Origin of the sequence: Saccharothrix carnea (assembly GCF_003014735.1) — a bacterium.
GTDB lineage: Bacteria > Actinomycetota > Actinomycetes > Mycobacteriales > Pseudonocardiaceae > Actinosynnema > Actinosynnema carneum.
The window spans coordinates 203453-220740 of sequence record NZ_PYAX01000007.1 but is presented as its reverse complement, the minus strand read 5'-3'; the positions used below and the strand labels follow the sequence as shown (position 1 = coordinate 220740).

At 70.2% G+C, this 17288-nt stretch carries 15 protein-coding genes and 1 tRNA gene; 5 read left to right on the top strand and 11 right to left on the bottom strand.

The features are described 5' to 3' along the window. Window positions 1–266 precede the first annotated feature (266 nt). Window positions 267–725, bottom strand: coding sequence for an Lrp/AsnC family transcriptional regulator (locus B0I31_RS22080; protein WP_106617271.1), 459 nt, complete (start codon window positions 723–725; stop codon window positions 267–269). Between the two features lie 103 nt (window positions 726–828). On the opposite strand from B0I31_RS22080, the gene B0I31_RS22075 reads away from it, so the two are divergent. Both B0I31_RS22075 and B0I31_RS22070 read left to right on the top strand, forming a co-directional pair. Then, complete coding sequence (locus tag B0I31_RS22075) at window positions 829–1221, top strand: DUF2000 domain-containing protein (RefSeq protein WP_219910756.1); 393 nt, start codon at window positions 829–831, stop codon at window positions 1219–1221. Then, the gene (locus tag B0I31_RS22070) at window positions 1218–2336 is read left to right on the top strand and encodes an APC family permease (protein WP_219910755.1); all 1119 of its coding nucleotides are present in this window, start codon (window positions 1218–1220) and stop codon (window positions 2334–2336) included. Before B0I31_RS22075 ends, B0I31_RS22070 begins: the two co-directional genes overlap by 4 nt. Here B0I31_RS22070 and B0I31_RS22065 read toward each other — a convergent pair. After that, complete coding sequence (locus tag B0I31_RS22065) at window positions 2287–4209, bottom strand: serine/threonine-protein kinase (protein ID WP_106617270.1); 1923 nt, start codon at window positions 4207–4209, stop codon at window positions 2287–2289. The genes B0I31_RS22070 and B0I31_RS22065 overlap by 50 nt on opposite strands. Window positions 4210–5522: 1313 nt before the next feature. Beyond that, a complete protein-coding gene (locus B0I31_RS22060; protein WP_245950224.1) occupies window positions 5523–6083 on the bottom strand; it encodes a TetR/AcrR family transcriptional regulator in 561 nt (186 codons plus the stop codon). 67 nt (window positions 6084–6150) lie between these two features. Between B0I31_RS22060 and B0I31_RS22055 the strand changes: the two genes are divergently transcribed. Further along, window positions 6151–6858, top strand: a complete 708-nt coding sequence (locus B0I31_RS22055; protein ID WP_342751491.1) for an SDR family NAD(P)-dependent oxidoreductase — start codon at window positions 6151–6153, stop codon at window positions 6856–6858. 62 nt (window positions 6859–6920) lie between these two features. Here B0I31_RS22055 and B0I31_RS22050 read toward each other — a convergent pair whose 3' ends face one another. The 8 genes from B0I31_RS22050 to B0I31_RS22015 all read right to left on the bottom strand — a co-directional run bounded on the left by B0I31_RS22050 (window position 6921) and on the right by B0I31_RS22015 (window position 16247). Further along, window positions 6921–8237 (bottom strand): alpha-lytic protease prodomain-containing protein, encoded by a 1317-nt coding sequence (locus B0I31_RS22050; protein ID WP_106617268.1) that lies wholly within the window; start codon window positions 8235–8237, stop codon window positions 6921–6923. A gap of 198 nt (window positions 8238–8435) precedes the next feature. Continuing rightward, a complete protein-coding gene (locus B0I31_RS22045; protein ID WP_106617267.1) occupies window positions 8436–11408 on the bottom strand; it encodes a UvrD-helicase domain-containing protein in 2973 nt (990 codons plus the stop codon). A 453-nt stretch (window positions 11409–11861) separates the two neighbouring features. Continuing rightward, entirely contained in the window at window positions 11862–12110 is a 249-nt protein-coding gene (locus tag B0I31_RS41215; RefSeq protein WP_106617266.1) for a WGxxGxxG family protein, read from the bottom strand. A 326-nt stretch (window positions 12111–12436) separates the two neighbouring features. Further along, window positions 12437–12509 (bottom strand) — tRNA-Ala (locus tag B0I31_RS22035). A gap of 63 nt (window positions 12510–12572) precedes the next feature. Further along, complete coding sequence (gene sepX, locus B0I31_RS22030; protein ID WP_106617265.1) at window positions 12573–13277, bottom strand: divisome protein SepX/GlpR; 705 nt, start codon at window positions 13275–13277, stop codon at window positions 12573–12575. A gap of 161 nt (window positions 13278–13438) precedes the next feature. Beyond that, window positions 13439–14095: a GNAT family N-acetyltransferase gene (locus tag B0I31_RS22025; RefSeq protein WP_106617264.1), complete on the bottom strand. Its 657-nt coding sequence runs from the start codon at window positions 14093–14095 to the stop codon at window positions 13439–13441. A 33-nt stretch (window positions 14096–14128) separates the two neighbouring features. Beyond that, on the bottom strand, window positions 14129–15352 hold the full coding sequence (glp, locus tag B0I31_RS22020) for a molybdotransferase-like divisome protein Glp (protein ID WP_106617263.1): 1224 nt from the start codon (window positions 15350–15352) through the stop codon (window positions 14129–14131). Between the two features lie 13 nt (window positions 15353–15365). Next, window positions 15366–16247, bottom strand: coding sequence for a UTP--glucose-1-phosphate uridylyltransferase (locus B0I31_RS22015; RefSeq protein ID WP_106617262.1), 882 nt, complete (start codon window positions 16245–16247; stop codon window positions 15366–15368). A 38-nt stretch (window positions 16248–16285) separates the two neighbouring features. Between B0I31_RS22015 and B0I31_RS22010 the strand changes: the two genes are divergently transcribed. Then, window positions 16286–16852 carry a 5-formyltetrahydrofolate cyclo-ligase gene (locus B0I31_RS22010; protein ID WP_106617261.1) on the top strand — a complete coding sequence of 189 codons (567 nt, stop codon included), beginning with the start codon at window positions 16286–16288 and terminating at the stop codon, window positions 16850–16852. A 101-nt stretch (window positions 16853–16953) separates the two neighbouring features. After that, on the top strand, window positions 16954–17232 hold the full coding sequence (locus B0I31_RS22005; protein WP_106617260.1) for an FmdB family zinc ribbon protein: 279 nt from the start codon (window positions 16954–16956) through the stop codon (window positions 17230–17232). Window positions 17233–17288 lie beyond the last annotated feature (56 nt).

Sequence of the window (17288 nt, the reverse complement as noted above, 5' to 3'; positions counted from 1 at the left end):
GGGTTCCGGCGACGGCGCCGTGCCGATGACGGCGCGGCGAACCCGTTCGAGGGGGTGGTCCTCCTCGACAACACGACGATCTTCGGCGCGTGGCCGCGGAGGTGCGGCGCAACCCGAAGGTGGTCGGGTTCCGCAAGTGGCTGCGCGACGTCGAGCGGAGCCTGCGCGACGAGAGCGACCTGCACGGGGTGGCCAGAACTGCGCGCGGTGGAGCGCGAGGTGGAGCGGGAACTGGGGCTCGGCGAGAAGGGCAGCCAGGAGGCGGGTCAGCCCGGCAGCTCGGTGAGCACCGGGTTGCGGATGCTCTCGTAGATCACCGAACTGCGGAAGCTGATGACCTCGCGGCGTTCGCTCAGGCGGTCGATGAGGAACGCGTGCAGGTGTTCCAGGTCCGGCACGGCCAGGTGGATGAGGAAGTCGTCGTCGCCCGCCACGACGTACATCGCGGTCACCTCGGGCAGGGCGCCGATCGCCGCCTTGAAGTTGTCGATCACCGCCCGGCTCATCGGGCGCAGGCGGGCGGCGACGAAGGCCTGCACGGGGCGGTTGAGCGCGCTCAGGTCCACGTCCGCGTGGTAGCCCTTGATCACGCCGCGGTCGCGGAGCGCGCGCACGCGTTCCAGGCACGTCGAAGGGGCGATGCCGAGACGTCTGGCCAGCTCGCGGTTGGTCAGCCGCGCATCCAGTTGCAGATTCCTGATGATCGCCGAATCAAGTTCGTCCACGTCCAGATCATGACAGGCATGCGCGAATTAAGTTCGGCTGGTCTGGATCAGAGCGTTCAGGTCGACAAGTCTGGAGGCAATCCACCGAACGAACGGACCCGAAGTGCTGCCCACCAAGCTCGCGCTCGTCCTGCGTGACGACCTGCCGCCCAACCTCGCCGCCAACGCCGCCGTCTGCCTCGGCCTCACCCTCGGCGCCCGGCTGCCCGAGATCCTCGGGGAGGACGCCGAGGACGCGGACGGCACCGTCCACCTCGGCCTCAACACCCACCCGGTGCCGGTGCTGACCACGTCCGCCGAGCACCTCAAGGCCCTGCACCGCGCCGAGGGCGTGCTGAAGATCGGCTTCACCGAGGTCGCCCGCCGGGCCCGCACCTACCCCGACTACCTGGAGGTCCTCGCCGGGACCGAGGACCCCGAGTTCGTCGCCATCGCCCTGTACGGCCCGCGGGCCGAGGTCACCCGGTTGACCCGCAAGCTCCCGTTGATGGCATGAGGCTCACCGCGATGTACGTGGGCGCGGTGCTCGGCCCGGGCGTGCTGGTGCTGCCGGCCCTGGCCAACGCCGCGGCCGGGCCCGCTTCCGTGCTGGCGTGGGCCGCGCTGCTGGCGTTGAGCGTGCCGATCGCGGTGTCGTTCGCCCGGCTCGGTGTGCGCCATCGGGGCGGAGTGGCCGGGTTTGTGGAGATTGCATACGGTCGACCGGCTGCACGGGCGGTCCAGTGGTGGTTCTACCTGGTCGGCGTGCCGTTCGGCGTGCTCGGGGGTGCGCTGGTCGGTGGTCAGTACATTGCATACGCCCTCGGTGGCGGCGACCCCGCGTTGATCGGCGTGGTGCTGCTGGCCGGGGCTTTCGCGGCCAACTACGCCGGGGTGCGGGTGTCGGCGGGCGCGCAGGTGCTGCTGGTCGGGTTGCTCGCGACAGTCCTGGCCGTGGCTATCGCATACAGCATTCCGCAGGTGAGAGCGGAGGACTTCGAGCCGTTCGCGCCGCACGGGTGGCTCGCCATCGGGCACGCGGCCGTGGTGCTGTTCTTCGCGTTCTCCGGGTGGGAGGCGGCGAGCGCCCTGGCCGACGAGTTCGGCGACGTGCGCCGGGCGACCCGGCGGACGCTGGTCGTCGTCGCGGTCCTGTACTTGGGGCTGGCCGTCACCACGGCGGGCACGACGAGCGAGGTCCCGCTCGCCGACCTGCTGGAACGCGCGTTCGGGCCGTCCGCCCGGCTGGTCACGGCGGTGGCCGCGACGCTGCTGACGTTCGGCGCGATCAACACCTACCTGGCGGGCGGCGCACGCCTGGGCGGACGGCACGGCCTGACCGGCTTGCTGGTGCTGTGCGCGCTGCTCACCGCCGTGGCGCTGCGCCTGCACGTCGAGCTGGACGCGGTGATGCGCGTCGCGTCGACCGCGTTGGCCGCGGTGACGGCGGCGGGACTGGCCGCCGCCGTCAAGCTCCTCCGCAGCCGCACGGCCGCGTTCGCCCTCGGCTGTACCGCGCTGGTCCTGGCGTTCTCGGGCGTGCTGCTGGCCGTGCCGCTGGTGGTCGGGGTCGCGGCCGTGGTCAGCGCACGGGTCGGGTCGGCGGCTCCGGCCGGTCGATCATCCTCGTGACCGGGCCTTCCTTGCTCAGCCCCGCCTGCGACAGCCACGTGCTCAGCTCGGTGCGGATCGCGGCCAACGACGGCCGCTTGGCCGGGTCCGCGTCCAGCGCGGCGGTGAGCAGCCGGGCGTGGGCGCTGCGCTGGGGCAGCTTCACGCACGGCTCGCCCTGCGCGGCGGCCATCAGCGACGAGATCGGGTTCTCCCGCGAGCCGCGCGGCGGGTGGCCGGTGAGCGCGTAGCTGACCGTCGCGGCCAACTGCCAGGCGTCCGACGCGGGGCTCGCCGCCTCACCGCGGGCGGTCTCCGGTGCGAGGAAGTCGGGCGTGCCGACCATCATCCCGGTGGCGGTGAGCGTGCTGTCGCCCTTCGACCTGGCGATGCCGAAGTCGATCAGGTGCGCGGTGCCCTGGGTGTCCACGATGACGTTGGACGGCTTCACGTCCCGGTGCAGCACGCCCTGCTCGTGCGCGGCGGCCAGCGCGTCCGCCATGTTCACCCAGAGCCGGGCGGCGAGCGTGTCGGCGAGCAGGCCGCTGGTGAGCACGACGTCCGACAGCGGCTGGCCGTCGATGTACTCCATGACGATGGCCAGGCCGTCCGGGTCCTGCACGATGTCGAACACCCGCACGCAGTTCGGGTGCCGTACGGCGGCCAGAGCGCGCGCTTCACGCAGCATGCGCTGCTCGGTGTCGTTGTCCGGCGCGTGCGCGAGCTTCACCGCGACCGTGCGGGCCAGCTGCTCGTCCACGGCGAGCCACACCGTGCCGAACCCGCCCCGGCCGAGCTGGCGGATCCGCCGGAACCGGCCACCGGCCGGGTTCCACACCTTGCCGGAGTCGGGCGTGGGCGTCGGCGCGGTGCTCGCGCCGCTGCCCGGGCCGAACGGCAGCGGGCCGGGGGTGTCGGCGAGCGGTGCCGGCTGGTCCACCCTGGTCGGCTTCGGCGGCTCGACGGGCACGTCGGCGACCCGCGTCGGCGGGTAGTGCCGCTGCGGCGGCGTCGGCCGGTAGGGCGGGATCGGCTGGTACGGCGGTATCTGCGCGGGCTGGTAGGGCGGCGGCTTCTCCACCTGGTACGGCGGCGGCTTCTGCGGCTGCTGGCCGTGTGACTGCTGGCTGTGGGGCTGCGAGTGGTGGTTCTTCGGCTGCTGGGGTTGCGACGGCGAGGGCGTTCTCGACGCCGCGGGTTGCGGGCTCGGGTTCCCGCGATCGCGACCGGGGCGGTTCAGCATGGCGGTAGTCAACCCGAAAACCCGCACGACCAGGGAGCCCAACACCGCGATCGGGAAGAAACCGAGCAGCAGGTGGCCCACCAGCGTCACCGGCAGCGCGGACGTCGACAGCAGCAGGACCAGGAACGGCGGCCAGAACACCCGGCGCGGCCAGTTCGGACCGAGCCGGAACGCCGAGCCCGCCTGGAGCATCACGAACAGCAGGCACAGCAGCGCGAGCACGGCGGCGGCACCCGCCGCGATCATGTCCTGCACCCCGGCCCGGCCGGTGACCACCGTGACGAACGAGTCCGCGAGGATCAGGTAGTCGTACTGGCTGAACGCCATGCACGGCGTCTCGTCCAGCGTCTCCATGCCCGGCAGCGCCCGGGTGCGCAGCAGCTTGTAGGCGGCCGTGAACGCCATCCACGGCAGGACCAGGGTGCTGACCACGCCGAGCACGGCGAAGATGGCGCCGGTGAACGGGCCGTAGGAGTTGCCGACCACGCGGCGGACGGTGATCGACAGCAGGGCGGCGATCGTCGGCAGCGCGCCGATCAGCGCGCCGAACGCGGTGACCGTCCAGGCCCAGTCGCCGGGGCAGACTGGCACCCTCACCCAGTCGTGTAGCCACGCCAGCAGCAACGCGACCAAGTCGTACACGCCCACCACCCTCCTCGTCCGGTGTCAGACTACGGGTCTGCACCGTCATGGCGGAGTTTGCGCGACTTGATCGGACGAACCGACCGGAGACTGACCGTCTCAGACGATCAGATCGTTTGTGCACCGAAATCGAGCCAAAGCAGATAAGAAAGCTAGCTAAACTCTCAACAACGTGCGATATATCCCACATCGATGTCCATGGTGGCACGCCAAGCGCCGTGCCACCATGGATCAAGCTAGGAAGTAATCACGCTTTCTCAGCGATGACTACCGATAACGAACGTCAATGATTCCGACGTTGTCGTTCAGCCTCGCCCCGAAGCTCGGAGTCGGCAAAAAATGCGACTCCGCGTAATCCCGATTCCGATTGGTGTACGTGGCATAGTTGCACCAACCCCGCCCTTCGGCCGAACTGATGATGTTCGACCATAACGTGTTCAATTCGAGTCGGTATCCCGCCGTGTCACAGGTACCATACGCACCCTTCACCTCAGCACTGGTTCCGCCGTAATTTGCGTGTTCGTGCAACTTCACGAGCACGGTATCCGCTTCGGCCACCGCAGCTCCGTACTTGTTGCGGGTGGCTTCCGACCGCTGAGCCGCGCGAGCATCCTCCTTCGAGGCGGAGCAGTGCTCGTAAAGGACCCGCGACACACCCCCCGGAGCGGCGGACTTCTCCACCACAATGACACAGTGCTTAGCCTGTGAATCAGGCAGTGTGGCAGCATTCGCGGACGCCACACCACCGGCCATCAGCGACAAGACTGATAGGAACAAAGTCGCCACCCGTCTCGTCGAACGAGTCCCGAAATCACGCACCGTGAACCCCCAACATATCGAGAACGTGGAATACCGTACAGCACGACACGCATGACCCGAATCGTTCTCGACACAACCCGTCTCGATATTCGTAGATCATCCGGCCCCACCATTTATACCATCTGTGCTTCAAAGCGCAAGGTTCATGTTTCGACCGAGGAGCTATACGCATTACGTGCGGGCGAGTTACCGGACAGGAGTCAGCAATGTCAAGGACTCGGCGTGTCGAACTACGGGCGGTCCATGTCCCGCCAGCAGGACAGCAGGGTCGAATCACACCGTTCTGTCGTCTCTCAGGATTCGGGCGCGGACCACGCCAATAGCGCCATTCGAGCAACGTCGCCAAGTTCGGCCAGCGTGGCGTCGTCACTGGCCAGGGACGACATTGCCCCGGACGGTGGCCGCGACAAACACGGCCAGCCCGCGCGCATCGGTCCAGCCGTGCAGCCACGCCAGCAGCGACTCGGCCAGCTCCACGACCCGCACCACCCCTTCGCGTCGTCTCAGGCTACGGGTGCGGGCCACGCCGACAGCGCCGTCCGGGCAACGTCGCGCAGTTCTTCCCGGGTGGCGCCGTCCCGGGCCAGCGACGACATCCCCCGGACGGTCGCCGCGACGAACAGGGCGAGGCGGCGCACGTCGGTGCCAGCGGGCAGCGCGCCGGTGGCGACGTCGTGCCGGATCTTGGCCTCGAACGCCTGCCTGGCCTGATCACGCAGGTCGTGCAGCTCGGGGGAACTGAGGATCAGGCAGCCCTTGGGGCGGTCGGGGGTCGTGTACTCGATCGCGGCCTCGGTCAGGATCCGCTCGACGGCCTGGCGCGCGGTGGGCTCCTCTTCGAGGGCACGCGCGGTGAACGCGCCGTACGTGGCCTGGTAGCGGGCCACGGCTTCGGCGAAGAGGGCGCGCTTGTCACCGAACGCCGCGTAGAGGCTCGGCGGGTTCACGCCGGTGGTCCCGGTGAGGTCGGCGACCGACGTCGCCTGGAAGCCGTCCCGCCAGAAGGCGCGCGTGACCTGGTCCAGCACTTCGTCCCGGTCGAACCCGCGCTTGCGACCCACCATGGCGCTCATTTTATAACGTTCGCTACAGTTCGCCGTTGTGTAGTGGTCGTTACAGATTGGAGTGCTGGTGAAGACGGCTTTGGTGACCGGGGCGAGTCGTGGGATCGGGCGGGCGATCGCGCTGAGGTTGGCGGCGGACGGGATGCGGGTGGTCGTGCACTACGCGCGGGACGCCGACGCGGCTGCCGCCGTGGTCGAGGAGGCGGGGCGTGGGTCGTTCGCGGTGCGGGCGTCGTTGCCGTCGGAACTCGACGCGCTGGTGGCGGCGCTGCCGCCGTTGGACGTGCTGGTGAACAACGCCGCGATCGGGCTGCCCGCGCCGATCGAGGACGTGACGCCGGAGGCGTTCGACGAGGTGTTCGCGGTGAACGTGCGGGCGCCGTTCTTCCTGGTGCAGCGCGCGCTGCCGGTGCTGAAGGACGGTGGGCGGATCGTGAACATCTCGTCCGGGGCAACGCGCATCGCCATGCCGGTGGGCATCGCGTACTCGATGACGAAGGGTGCCCTGGACACGTTCACGCGCACGCTTGCCCTGCACCTGGGGGCGCGCGGGATCACCGTGAACACCGTCGCACCGGGGGTGGTCGACACCGACGCGAACGCGTCGTGGCTGCGCGGGAACGCGGAGGCGGAGGCCGCGATGGCGGCGCGTTCGGCACTGGGCCGGATCGGTTATGCCGGCGATATAGCCGACGTGGTCTCGTTCGTGGCATCGGAGCGAGCGCGATGGGTGACGGGAGCGTGGATCGATGCGACAGGCGGTGCGCACTTGTGAGCAGATGGGGCCCGGCTCGCCGCGTGTGCGAGCCGGACCCCGCGCGTGCGCTTGCCGCTAGCTCACACGCGCTGCCACAAGGCGGGCACCGCCGGCGGATCCCAGCCTGGTTGGGACGTGTGCCCCTGCAAGCACCTGTACCCGACGCCGCCGTACGTCACGAGGGAGCCGATCGCGTACGCGACGCCTGGCTGCCAGGTGGTCTGGCCCGGGTTGGTGGTCGTCGTCGCGGTCGGCGAGGTGGTGCTCGTGGGACCGCCGCCACTGACGATCAACTGGAGGCCGTAGACCTGGAGGATCTCGTTGACCGGCTGGAAGTAGATCGTCCCGCCGGACGTGCAGTTCCCGGAGCCACCGGAGGTGACGCCCTGCGCCTGGTCACCGGTCAGCCACGAGCCGCCGGAGTCGCCGGGTTCGGCGCAGGCGTTCGTGCGGGTGAGGCCGGTGATCGTGCCTTCGGGGTAGGTCACGGACGTGTTCTTCTGCTGGATGGTGCCGCAGCGCCAGCCCGTGGTGGAGCCGGAGCGGCAGACCGAGGCGCCTACGGGTGCCTCGGTGGAACCCGCCACCGGCACCGTGCCGGGGTAGCGGTTGACCAGCGGGCGGCCGGTGTTGCCCGCGGCCGTGCGGACCCAGGCGTAGTCGTTGCCGGGGAAGCTGGAGCCGGCGAACGTGCCGCTGGGCTGGGTCGTGGTCGCGCCCGTGCGGCCGCAGTGCCCGGCGGTGACGAACCCGCCGTTGACCGCGAACCCGACCGAACAGCGCGAGCCGCTGCCGATGTAGTAGGCGTTGCCGCCGATCACGTCGATCAGCGGGCGTGGTTCCTCAGTGGACTGTTCGATCCGGACGTCGGCGTCGGCGAGCCCGCTGGCGTGCGCGAACGCTTTCGCGGCGGCGACGTCGCGGGCGAGGACGACCACGGTGTTGGCGGGTTGGTCGACGTACCAGCCGGGCACGGACTCCGGTGCGCTGCGGGCGTTCTGGTCGAGCTTGACCTTGAGGGCGTCGAGCTGGGCGAGCGACCGCTGGACCAGCTTCGGCCGTGCGCCCGCCGCTTCGACGGCCTGGATCTGCGAGGCCGCCGTGACGCCGACGACGAGTTCGGTGGCGTCGGCGTTCATCCAGGCCCCCGCGAAACCGGGCCCGAGCCGCGCTTTGAGCGTGCTCTCCGTCCGAGCCGCGACCGCCTCCCGTTCGATGCGCGCGCGGGCTTGGTCGGGGGTCAGGTGGAGGTCGCGCGCCATGGCGGCGACCATGCCGCCGTCGACGGCGACCTGGGGCGGTGGAGGACCCGCGGTCGCGGTGGTGGCCAGTGCAGCTGCCAATCCGGCAGCGCTCAAAACCGCCACGGCGACCGCGGCGACGCTACGTCGAGTCATCCGCTTGTCTCCTTGCAGGGGTGGTGACACGGGATGCGGGGCCGTTGACCCGACGCTAGCCGGCCTCAAGGCCAGGCGGATATGCCAATCACGTCATAACACCACGTTATGGTCTAGTCCATTCCCCGTCTCACCGCCCAGCGCCTGATCGCCGACCTCGACCGAGCGCCAGGGCAGCCGCGCGGCGATCCGGCGAAGTCAGAGCAGGCTGAGTTGGGTTCCCTTGCGCTTGCGGCGAGGTTGCGAGTCGCCCAGCTGCTCGAAGGCCTTCAAGGCCGCCAGGAAGGGGGACCTCGGTCGCCCGGTCGTGTGACTCAGGAACAAGTGCCGCTGCGCCCGCGTCATCCCCACGAACAGCAGGCGGCGCTCCTCGGCCACCGACTCCTCGTCCTCCTCACCCGGCCACCGCAGCGGCAGGACGCCGTCCTCGCACCCGACGATGAACACGACCGGGAACTCCAGGCCCTTCGACGCGTGCAACGTGAGCAGCGAGATCCGGTCCGCCCGGGGATCCCACGTGTCGACCTCCACCCCCAGCGCGAGAGCCGTGTGGAAGCGCTCGAAGTCCGTCCCGCACGCCGTGGCCAAGGGCTTGAGCAGCTCGTACGCCGTGTGGTCGTCACCCGCCACCGCACGCACGCGCTCCAGGACGGTGGCACCGGCGGCGTAAGCGACCTCATGGGCGATCCGCGCCACCCCGGGACGGTCCGCCAACCGGTCGTGCGACCGCTTCTGGAACGGCAACCCCGACTGCGTCAACGCCTCCACCAACGCCCGCGACTGCCGATCCGTCCGGTACAGCACGGCGAAGTCGGAAAAACCGAGGCCCTGCGTGCCGTCACCCACGACCCGCCCGCTGTCGAACGCGTGGAACGACGCACCGCCCAGCACCTGCTCGATCGTCCGCGCCACGAACACCGCCTCGGCCGCCTCCGACGACGCGTGGTGCACACCGATCGGCGCGGCACCGTGGTCGACCATCGGCCGCAGCTCCCGCCCCGGCACGAGCGACGACGGCGCGATCACCTCCAGCGCACCCGTCACCACCGCCGACGACGACCGGTAGTTCCTGGTCAGCTGCACGGTCCGCGCCGAGGGGAAGTCCTCCCGGAACCGCAGGAAGAACCCGACGTCGGCACCGCGGAACCGGTAGATCGCCTGGTCCGGGTCACCGATCGCGGTCAGGTTGCCGTCCGGCGGCACGAGCAGCCGCAACAGCCGGTACTGCTGCTCGTCCACGTCCTGGTACTCGTCCACCGACACCCACCGCCACCGCGCCCGGTAGGCCTCGACCAGGTCCGGCGAGGACTCCAGCAACGACAGCGGCAACGTGATCAGGTCGTCGAAGTCCACCAGGTCCTGCGCCCGCAACGCCTTCTTGTACCGGTCGTCACCGGCGGCGATCAGCGCCCGCGCCTCCTTCTCGTCCGCCACCACGGACAGCGCCACCGCCAGCTGCCCCTCCGGGTCCGCCACCCCGAACGACGCCGACAACCCGAACTCCGCACCGTGCGAGCGCAGGATCAGCACCCCGAGCGAGTGGAACGTCGCGATCGTCATCCCGCCGACCGCGTCACCGACGAGGACGGCCAGCCGTTCCGCCATCTCCTCCGCCGCACGCCGGGTGAACGTGATCGCCAGGCACTCCGACGGCGGCACGCCCCGTGACGTCACCAGGTCCGCGATCCGGTGCGTCAACGTCCGCGTCTTCCCCGTCCCCGGCCCGGCGATGATCAGCAACGGCCCACCGCCCACCTCGGCCGCCGCCCGCTGCTCCGGGTCCAGCCCGTCCAGCAACGAACCCGGAGCCGAGACGACCGGCACAGCCGCGGCAGGCACAGCAGCGGGAGCAGCCGGCCGTGGACGCTCCACAGTGGACGGAACCGGGGCGTCGTAGTCGAACAACGCGAAAGCCGACCGCCGACGCTCCAACTCCCCCGGCTCGAACACCCGGATCACGCCGTACTCGCCGTCGTACCCCGAGTCGCGCACGACCTCGCCGCGCCGCAGCCGGGTCACCGCCTCGGCCAGCAACGGCGAGTGCACGGCGATGTCGTCCACCGGCACGTCCTGGAGGATCACCAGCTCCGGCCCCAGCGCGGCGGTCAGCTTGTCGATCTCGCCCAGCACCTTCTTGCTCTTCGGCCCGGTGCCGACGATCTCGCTCATGATCTCCGGCAACGGCACCAGGCTGGTGAACCCGGCCGTACCGGCGGGCCGGGCACCGTGCGGCCGGTCGGCCAGCTCCTCCACCCGGCTGAGCACCCCGACCGTCAGCGGTTTGCCGCACTCCGGGCAGATCCCGCGGTGCGCCAGCGTCTCCTCGGGTTCCATCCGCACACCGCACTTGCGGTGCCCGTCGACGTGGTACTTGCCCTCCTCCGGGAAGAACTCCAACGTCCCGCCGAACCCGTCCCCGGTCTCCAGCGCGTTGCGCACCGAGTAGTAGTCGAGCTCCGTGTCGAACACGGTCGCCTCACGTCCCAGCACCGGCGGCGAGTGCGCGTCCGAGTTGCTGACCAGCCGGTACTTGTCCAGTCCCGACACCCGCCAGTTCATCAGCGGGTCCGACGACAGGCCGGTCTCCACCGCGAAGACGTGCGACGCGAGGTCGGCGTAGCAGTCCTCGATCGCGTCGAACCCGGACTTGGAGCCGAGCACCGCGAACCACGGCGTCCACACGTGCGCGGGCACGAGGTAGCCGCCGCACTCCAGCGTGATCTCCAGCAGGTCGCGCGAGTCGAGCCCGAGGATGGGCCGCCCGTCCGATCCGAGGTTGCCGATCTTGGCCAACCGGGCGTTGAACCGCGCCGCCGACGACAGATCCGGCATGTAGACGAGGTGGTGGACCTTGCGGGTGCGGTCACCGCGCTTGTAGATGGTCGAGATCTCCACCGAGAGCATGAACCGCACCGGCGCCGAGGCCAGCGACGGCGGCAGCCTGCGGTCGATGTCGCGATCCAACTCCTCCCGCAACCGGAACAGCCCGGGCGAGGCCTCGACCAGGTTGTCGCTCAGGTGGTCGTACCAGGCGGGGTGGGTGAAGTCGCCGGTGCCGACCAGCGAGATCCCCTTGCGCCGGGCCCACCAGGTCAGGTGTTCGAGATCGCAATCACGGCTGCAGGCCCGGGAGTACTTGGAGTGGATGTGGAGATCCGCCACAAAGCGCACCGGCGAGATCGTAGTGACTGATCGACACCGCCTCCGCCCGGCCCTGAAGTCCGTCGAATGACATCGGCCCCTGAATGTGTTCGCGCACCTTGGCCTCTACTGGACCCGACTACACAGCATGAGAACTCTCTTGTGGCCGTCCAGGGGCCCGAGCTGCTGATCCCACCCGTGGGCTTCCGCGACACCCGCACATGCGACTCCACCCCGCCCGACACCTCACCGTCAGACGCCGGGTAGGACGGGTGACCGCGACGGACGGGCGATCGGGTGAACCGCCCGCCGCCCACCTCGGGTGACTCGTCACAGCATGGCGTTCAGCAGAACAGTGAGCAGGACCGACAACACCACGGAGATCACCAGCATCGTCAGGCATCCCGAGCGGCCACCCAAGAACTCGACCCGGGTGTCACCGAAGCGCATGACCGACTCCCGCCCCTGCCGGCTCCGCTCGGGTCACCGACCCACAGTGCGATCGGTGGCCTGGTTCCGCTTCCGTCCTGCCAGGCCCGCCAAACCCAGCAGACCGAGGAGGCCCAGCAAGCCCCAGTTGCCGCTGCTGTCGTCGTTGTTGTTGTCGTCCTGAGCTGTCACCACCACCGTGGCGCGCGGCGCAGCGTCGTCGGCGAGCGCCGAAGCCGCTGGAACTCCGGCGAGGGCTGCGCCGAGAACGAGTACGGCCATGAGCCGCATCGCGGTGTCCATGTCATCTCCTCCGGGCGATCGTTGTTCGAAGTCCCTGGGTACCGTCGAAGGAACCATCCATGTGCTGATCGGCGAAAACCCCCCGTTCGAGTGCACCTCTAGGCACCTCGTACCTGTCGTGCCACGGGTTGACCACATGGGCGGGCCGCTGTCCCGCACCTTGCGGGCAGCAAGACGACTCCTGCGGTCCGGGGTGCGCGTCCATCGCGAGCCCTGGTCCCAGGGCTGTCGACAGCGTTGGCCGGCACCACCGACCTCGACGCGGCGAATGCGAAAGAGCGGTACCCGGCTCACCGGCTACCGCTCTTCGTGTGCTGTGTCATTTGTGGAGCTGAGGGGAATCGAACCCCTGACCTACTCGATGCGAACGAGTCGCGCTACCAACTGCGCTACAGCCCCGTGTTCTGTTGTCGTGCGGGAGGAAGCATATCAGTAGTCGGGGGGTGGTTTTGCCACCCCCCTCTACTCGCCCGACGCCCGCCGGTACGGGAGGGCTTCGGGGCCGTCCAGCTCGACGAACAGCGGGTCCTCGTCATCCGGGTCCACCACGACGGTGCCGGGGCGGGGCTGGTGCTGGAACCTCGGCTGCGGTGCCAGGCCGGGCTGGTCACGGGTCTTCTCGGCCTCCGTGGAGGGCGCGGACGACGGCGTGGGCACGGCGTGCGGCGGCACGTCGGCCGCCTGCCGCGTGGTGGAGCGGCGGCGGGCCTGGGCGAGCCTGGACTGGCGGCGCGCGCGGATCTCCTCCTCGATCCGCACCTGCCGGCGCAGGTAGGCGAGGTAGGAGACGAGCGTCACGTCGACCGCGGCGTGGCCCCACCAGACGACCGGGTACAGCACACCGGCGACGACACCGGTGACCAGCGCCAGGAGCAGCAGCGTGCCGACCACGCGGCGGCGGAACGCGTACTTCGCCTGGGCCACGATCGCCGCGGTCTCCGGGTCGTAGCCGCCCCGCCCGGGGCGGAACGGCCGGTGCGCGACGAAGTCGGCGTCCGGCTCGTCGTACTCGTCGTAGTCCTCGAAGTCCGTGTCGTCCTCGGGCATGGCGTCGTACTCCTCCTCCACGCTGCCGCGCGACGCGTCGGCGCGCTTGCGCGCGACCATCGGCACGAGGACGACCAACCAGGCCACGACCAGTCCCACGACGATCAGCGAGCTCGGCATCCCCGTCACCTCCCCCTACCCCGCGGCGCGCTCGGTGGTGCGCATGCCACGCTAGTCACAACAGTCACACCTGTGTCGGAGGCACGCCGACTGGCGTACGTACCAAAGTGTGGTGTATCACCCACTTTCGGGTGATCCGAATAAGCCGCTCGGCGCCCAGATCAGGCAGTTCGGGCGTATCCCTGTGCGACCAACCGGCGTACCAGCCCCTCCGGTGACGTCTCCTCGGCGGTCATCGCGAAGCACAGGTGGTCACGCCAGTCGCCGGCCACGTCGAGGTACCGCACGAACAGGCCCTCCTCCCGGAACCCGGCCTTGGCGAGCACCCGGAGGCTGGCCCGGTTCTCCGGCCGGACGGTCGCCTCCAGCCGGTGCAGGCCGCCGTCGCCGAAGCAGTGGTCGACCACGAGCGCCAGCGCCGCCGTGGCCACGCCGCCGCGCGCCCGGTCGGCCGCCACCCAGTAGCCGACCCACGCCGAGCGCAGCGACCCGCGCACGATGTTGCCCACGGTGATCTGCCCGGCCAGCACGCCGTCCACGGTGATCACGAACGGCAGCGCCTGGCCGCGCCGGGCCAACGCCCTCAGCGACGACCACTGCTGCGGCCACGCCATCGGCGCGTTGCGCTCGTGCCACCCCTCGGTCGCGGTGGGTTCCCAGTCCTCCAGGTACGCCCGGTCGCGCAGCCGGGCCCGCGACCACGCCGAGGCGTCGAACAGCTTCGGCGGGCGCAGCGCCACCAGACCCGCGTCGACCCGCAACGGCCCGAGCCGCGCGGGCCAGCCGGGGTGCCGACCACCGTCACCCGCGAGACTCATCCATCCCCACTGTGCTCGTTCCCCGCCGGGAGGTCACCCTCGTTGGGCGAGGAAGCTGACCATGACCTCTTCGCCGACCGCCACGTCCGTCACGTCCTCGTCGACCATGATCAGGCAGTTCGCCTCGGCCAACGACGCCAGCAGGTGCGACCCGGAGGTACCCAGCGGCTGCACCAGGTACTCGCCGTTGTCCGCGTCGCGCAGCAGCTGGCCGCGCAGGTAGCCGCGCCGGCCTTTCGTCGAGGTCAGCGGCGACAGCAGCCGCGCGCTGACCGCCCGCCGGTACGGGTTGCGCTTGCCCAGCGCGGCCCGGATCAGCGGACGCACCAGCACTTCGAAAACGACCAGGGCGCTCATCGGGTTCGCGGGCAGCAGGAACGTCGGCACCGCGTCGGGTCCGAGCCGGCCGAAGCCCTGCACCGAACCGGGGTGCATGGCCACCCGGGTCACGTCCACGTCACCCAGGTCGGCCAGCGCCGCGCGCACCTCGTCGCCGATGACGCCCCCGACGCCACCCGCGACGACCACGATCTCCGACAGCAGCAGCCGTCCCTCGACGACCTCGCGCAGTCGCCGCGGGTCCGACGTCTGGATGCCGACCCGGCTGACCTCGGCGCCCGCGTCCCGCGCGGCGGCGGCCAGCGAGTAGGAGTTGACGTCGTAGACCTGGCCCTGGCCGGGGGTGCGGTCGACGTCGACCAGCTCCTCGCCGATCGAGATCACCGACACCCGCGGCCGGGGGTGCACCAGCACCTTGTTGCGGCCGACCGCGGCGAGCAGGCCGACCTGGGCGGCGCCGATGGACGCGCCGCGGCGCACCGCGACGTCACCGGTCTGCACGTCCTCGCCGGTGCGCCGGACGAACGCCGCGGACGGCACCGAGCACCGCACGGTCACCTTCGCCGGGTGCCCGTCGGTGTAGCCGATGGGCACCACGGCGTCGGCCAGGGTGGGCAGCGGCGCGCCGGTCGCGACCCGGACCGCCTGGCCGGGTTGCAGCCGTCTGGGCTGGCGGGACCCCGCGGGGATCTCGCCGACCACGGGCAGCGTGACCGGTTCCTCGTTGGCGGCCTGCACGTCGACGCTGCGCACGGCGTAGCCGTCGACCGCCGCCTGGTCGAACCCGGGCAACGCGCGCTCGGCGACGACCTCCTCGGCGCAGAGCAGGCCCTGCGACTCGGAGATCGCCACTCGCACCGGGGCGGGCCGCACGGCGGCGGCGACCACCCTGGCGAGCTGCTCGTCCACTGACCTCATAGTTGACCTCGTTTTAGGAGTTGGCGAGGCGTGCCCGCAACCACTCCCCCAGCTCGGGCCCGTAATCGGGGTGCTCAAGTGCGAAGTCAACCGCAGCTTTGAGGAATCCCCCCGGATTGCCCAGGTCGTGTCGCCCACCGCGGTGGACGACGACGTGCACCGGGTGTCCCTCGTTGATCAACAGCGCGATGGCGTCGGTGAGCTGCAGCTCGCCGCCCGCGCCCGGCGTGATGCGCTTGAGGGCGTCGAAGATCGCGCGGTCGAGCAGGTAGCGGCCGGCCGCGGCGAACGTGGACGGCGCGTCCTCCGGCTTGGGCTTCTCGACCATGCCGACGACCTGCTTGACGTCGTCGTCGCCGGTGTCCCGGACGTCGAAGACGCCGTAGGCGGAGATCTGCTCCTTGGGGATGTCGAACGCGCACAGCACGCTGCCGCCGAGCTTCTCGCGGACCGCGGCCATCTTCTTCAGCGCGCCCGTGGGCAGCACGAGGTCGTCGGGCAGGAGGACGGCGACGGCTTCGTCCGCGCCGGTCAGGTTGCCCTCGGCGCAGCCGACCGCGTGGCCGAGGCCCAGGGCCTTGTCCTGGACGGCGGTCTCGACGGTGAGCAGGTTCGGCGCGCGGCGGACCTTGGCGAGCAGGTCGGTCTTGCCGCGCTCCTCGAGCGTCGCCTCCAGCTCGGGCTGCGGGCGGAAGTACTCCGCGACCGCGTCCTTGCCGGGTGAGGTCACGATGACGAGCTTCGTCGCGCCCGCTTCGGCGGCTTCGGTGGCGACGAGTTCGATGCCAGGGGTGTCGACGACCGGCAGCAGCTCCTTGGGCACCGCTTTGGTGGTGGGCAGGAAGCGCGTGCCCAGGCCTGCCGCCGGCACGATTGCTGTCTGGAAGGCGCTCATGGGCAGCGAGCGTAACGGCGCGCTTAGGGTGACCTGCCATGACGTCCGGTGAACGTGATCGGAAGGCCACTCTGCGCACACGGCTGCGGGCCGCGCGGCGCAACGCGGTGATGCCGCCGATGACGGCCGAAGTGCTGTCGGCGGTTGGTGCTTTCGAGGTTTCCGCTGGTGAGACGGTGTGTGCTTATGTCGCTTCGGCGGTGGAGCCCGGGTCGTTGACGATGGTGGAGGCGTTGGCGGCGCGCGGGCTGCGGGTGTTGCTGCCCGTGGTCGTCGGGGAGGAGTTGGACTGGGCTCCGTTCGACGGTCGGCTGCGGGTGGGTGCGTTCGGGTTGCGGGAGCCGGTGGGGCCGTTGCTGGGTGCTTCGGCGGTTGGGGTGGCGGCGTTGGTGCTGGTGCCGGCGTTGGCGGTGGATCACGGCGGGGTGCGGCTGGGGAAGGGTGGCGGCTTCTACGACCGGGCGTTGAGGTTGTCCGCAGGTCCGGCGGTGGCTCTGGTGCGGGACGAGGAGTTCGTGCCGTCGTTGCCGGCGGAGCCCCACGACGTGCGGGTGGACGCGGTGCTGACGCCGGGGCGGGGGCTGGTGCGCCTGCCGTTGTTGTGACTTTGACCTGTGATGTTTGCGCCACATATGCCGGGTGGCGCATCATCGGTGTTGGCACTCGTGACGGAGGAGTGCCAACCAGAACTCGTGGAGGGCCCACCGTGCCGACTTACCAGTACGCCTGCACCGAGTGCGACCACCGGTTCGAAGCGGTGCAGGCCTTCTCGGACTCCGCGTTGACCGCGTGCCCCGAGTGCTCCGGCAAGCTGCGCAAGCTGTACGGCGCGGTCGGTGTCGTGTTCAAGGGCAGCGGCTTCTACCGGACCGACAGCCGTTCGTCCTCTTCCGCTTCTGCTCCTGCATCCACTTCTTCCACTTCGTCCGCGAAGTCGGAGTCGTCTTCCTCTTCGTCTTCGACTCCGGCCGCCGCCGCGTCCTGACGCCGAGTTGTCCACAGGCCCCCGAGTTATCCACAGCTCGGGGGTTCGTGCTGTCC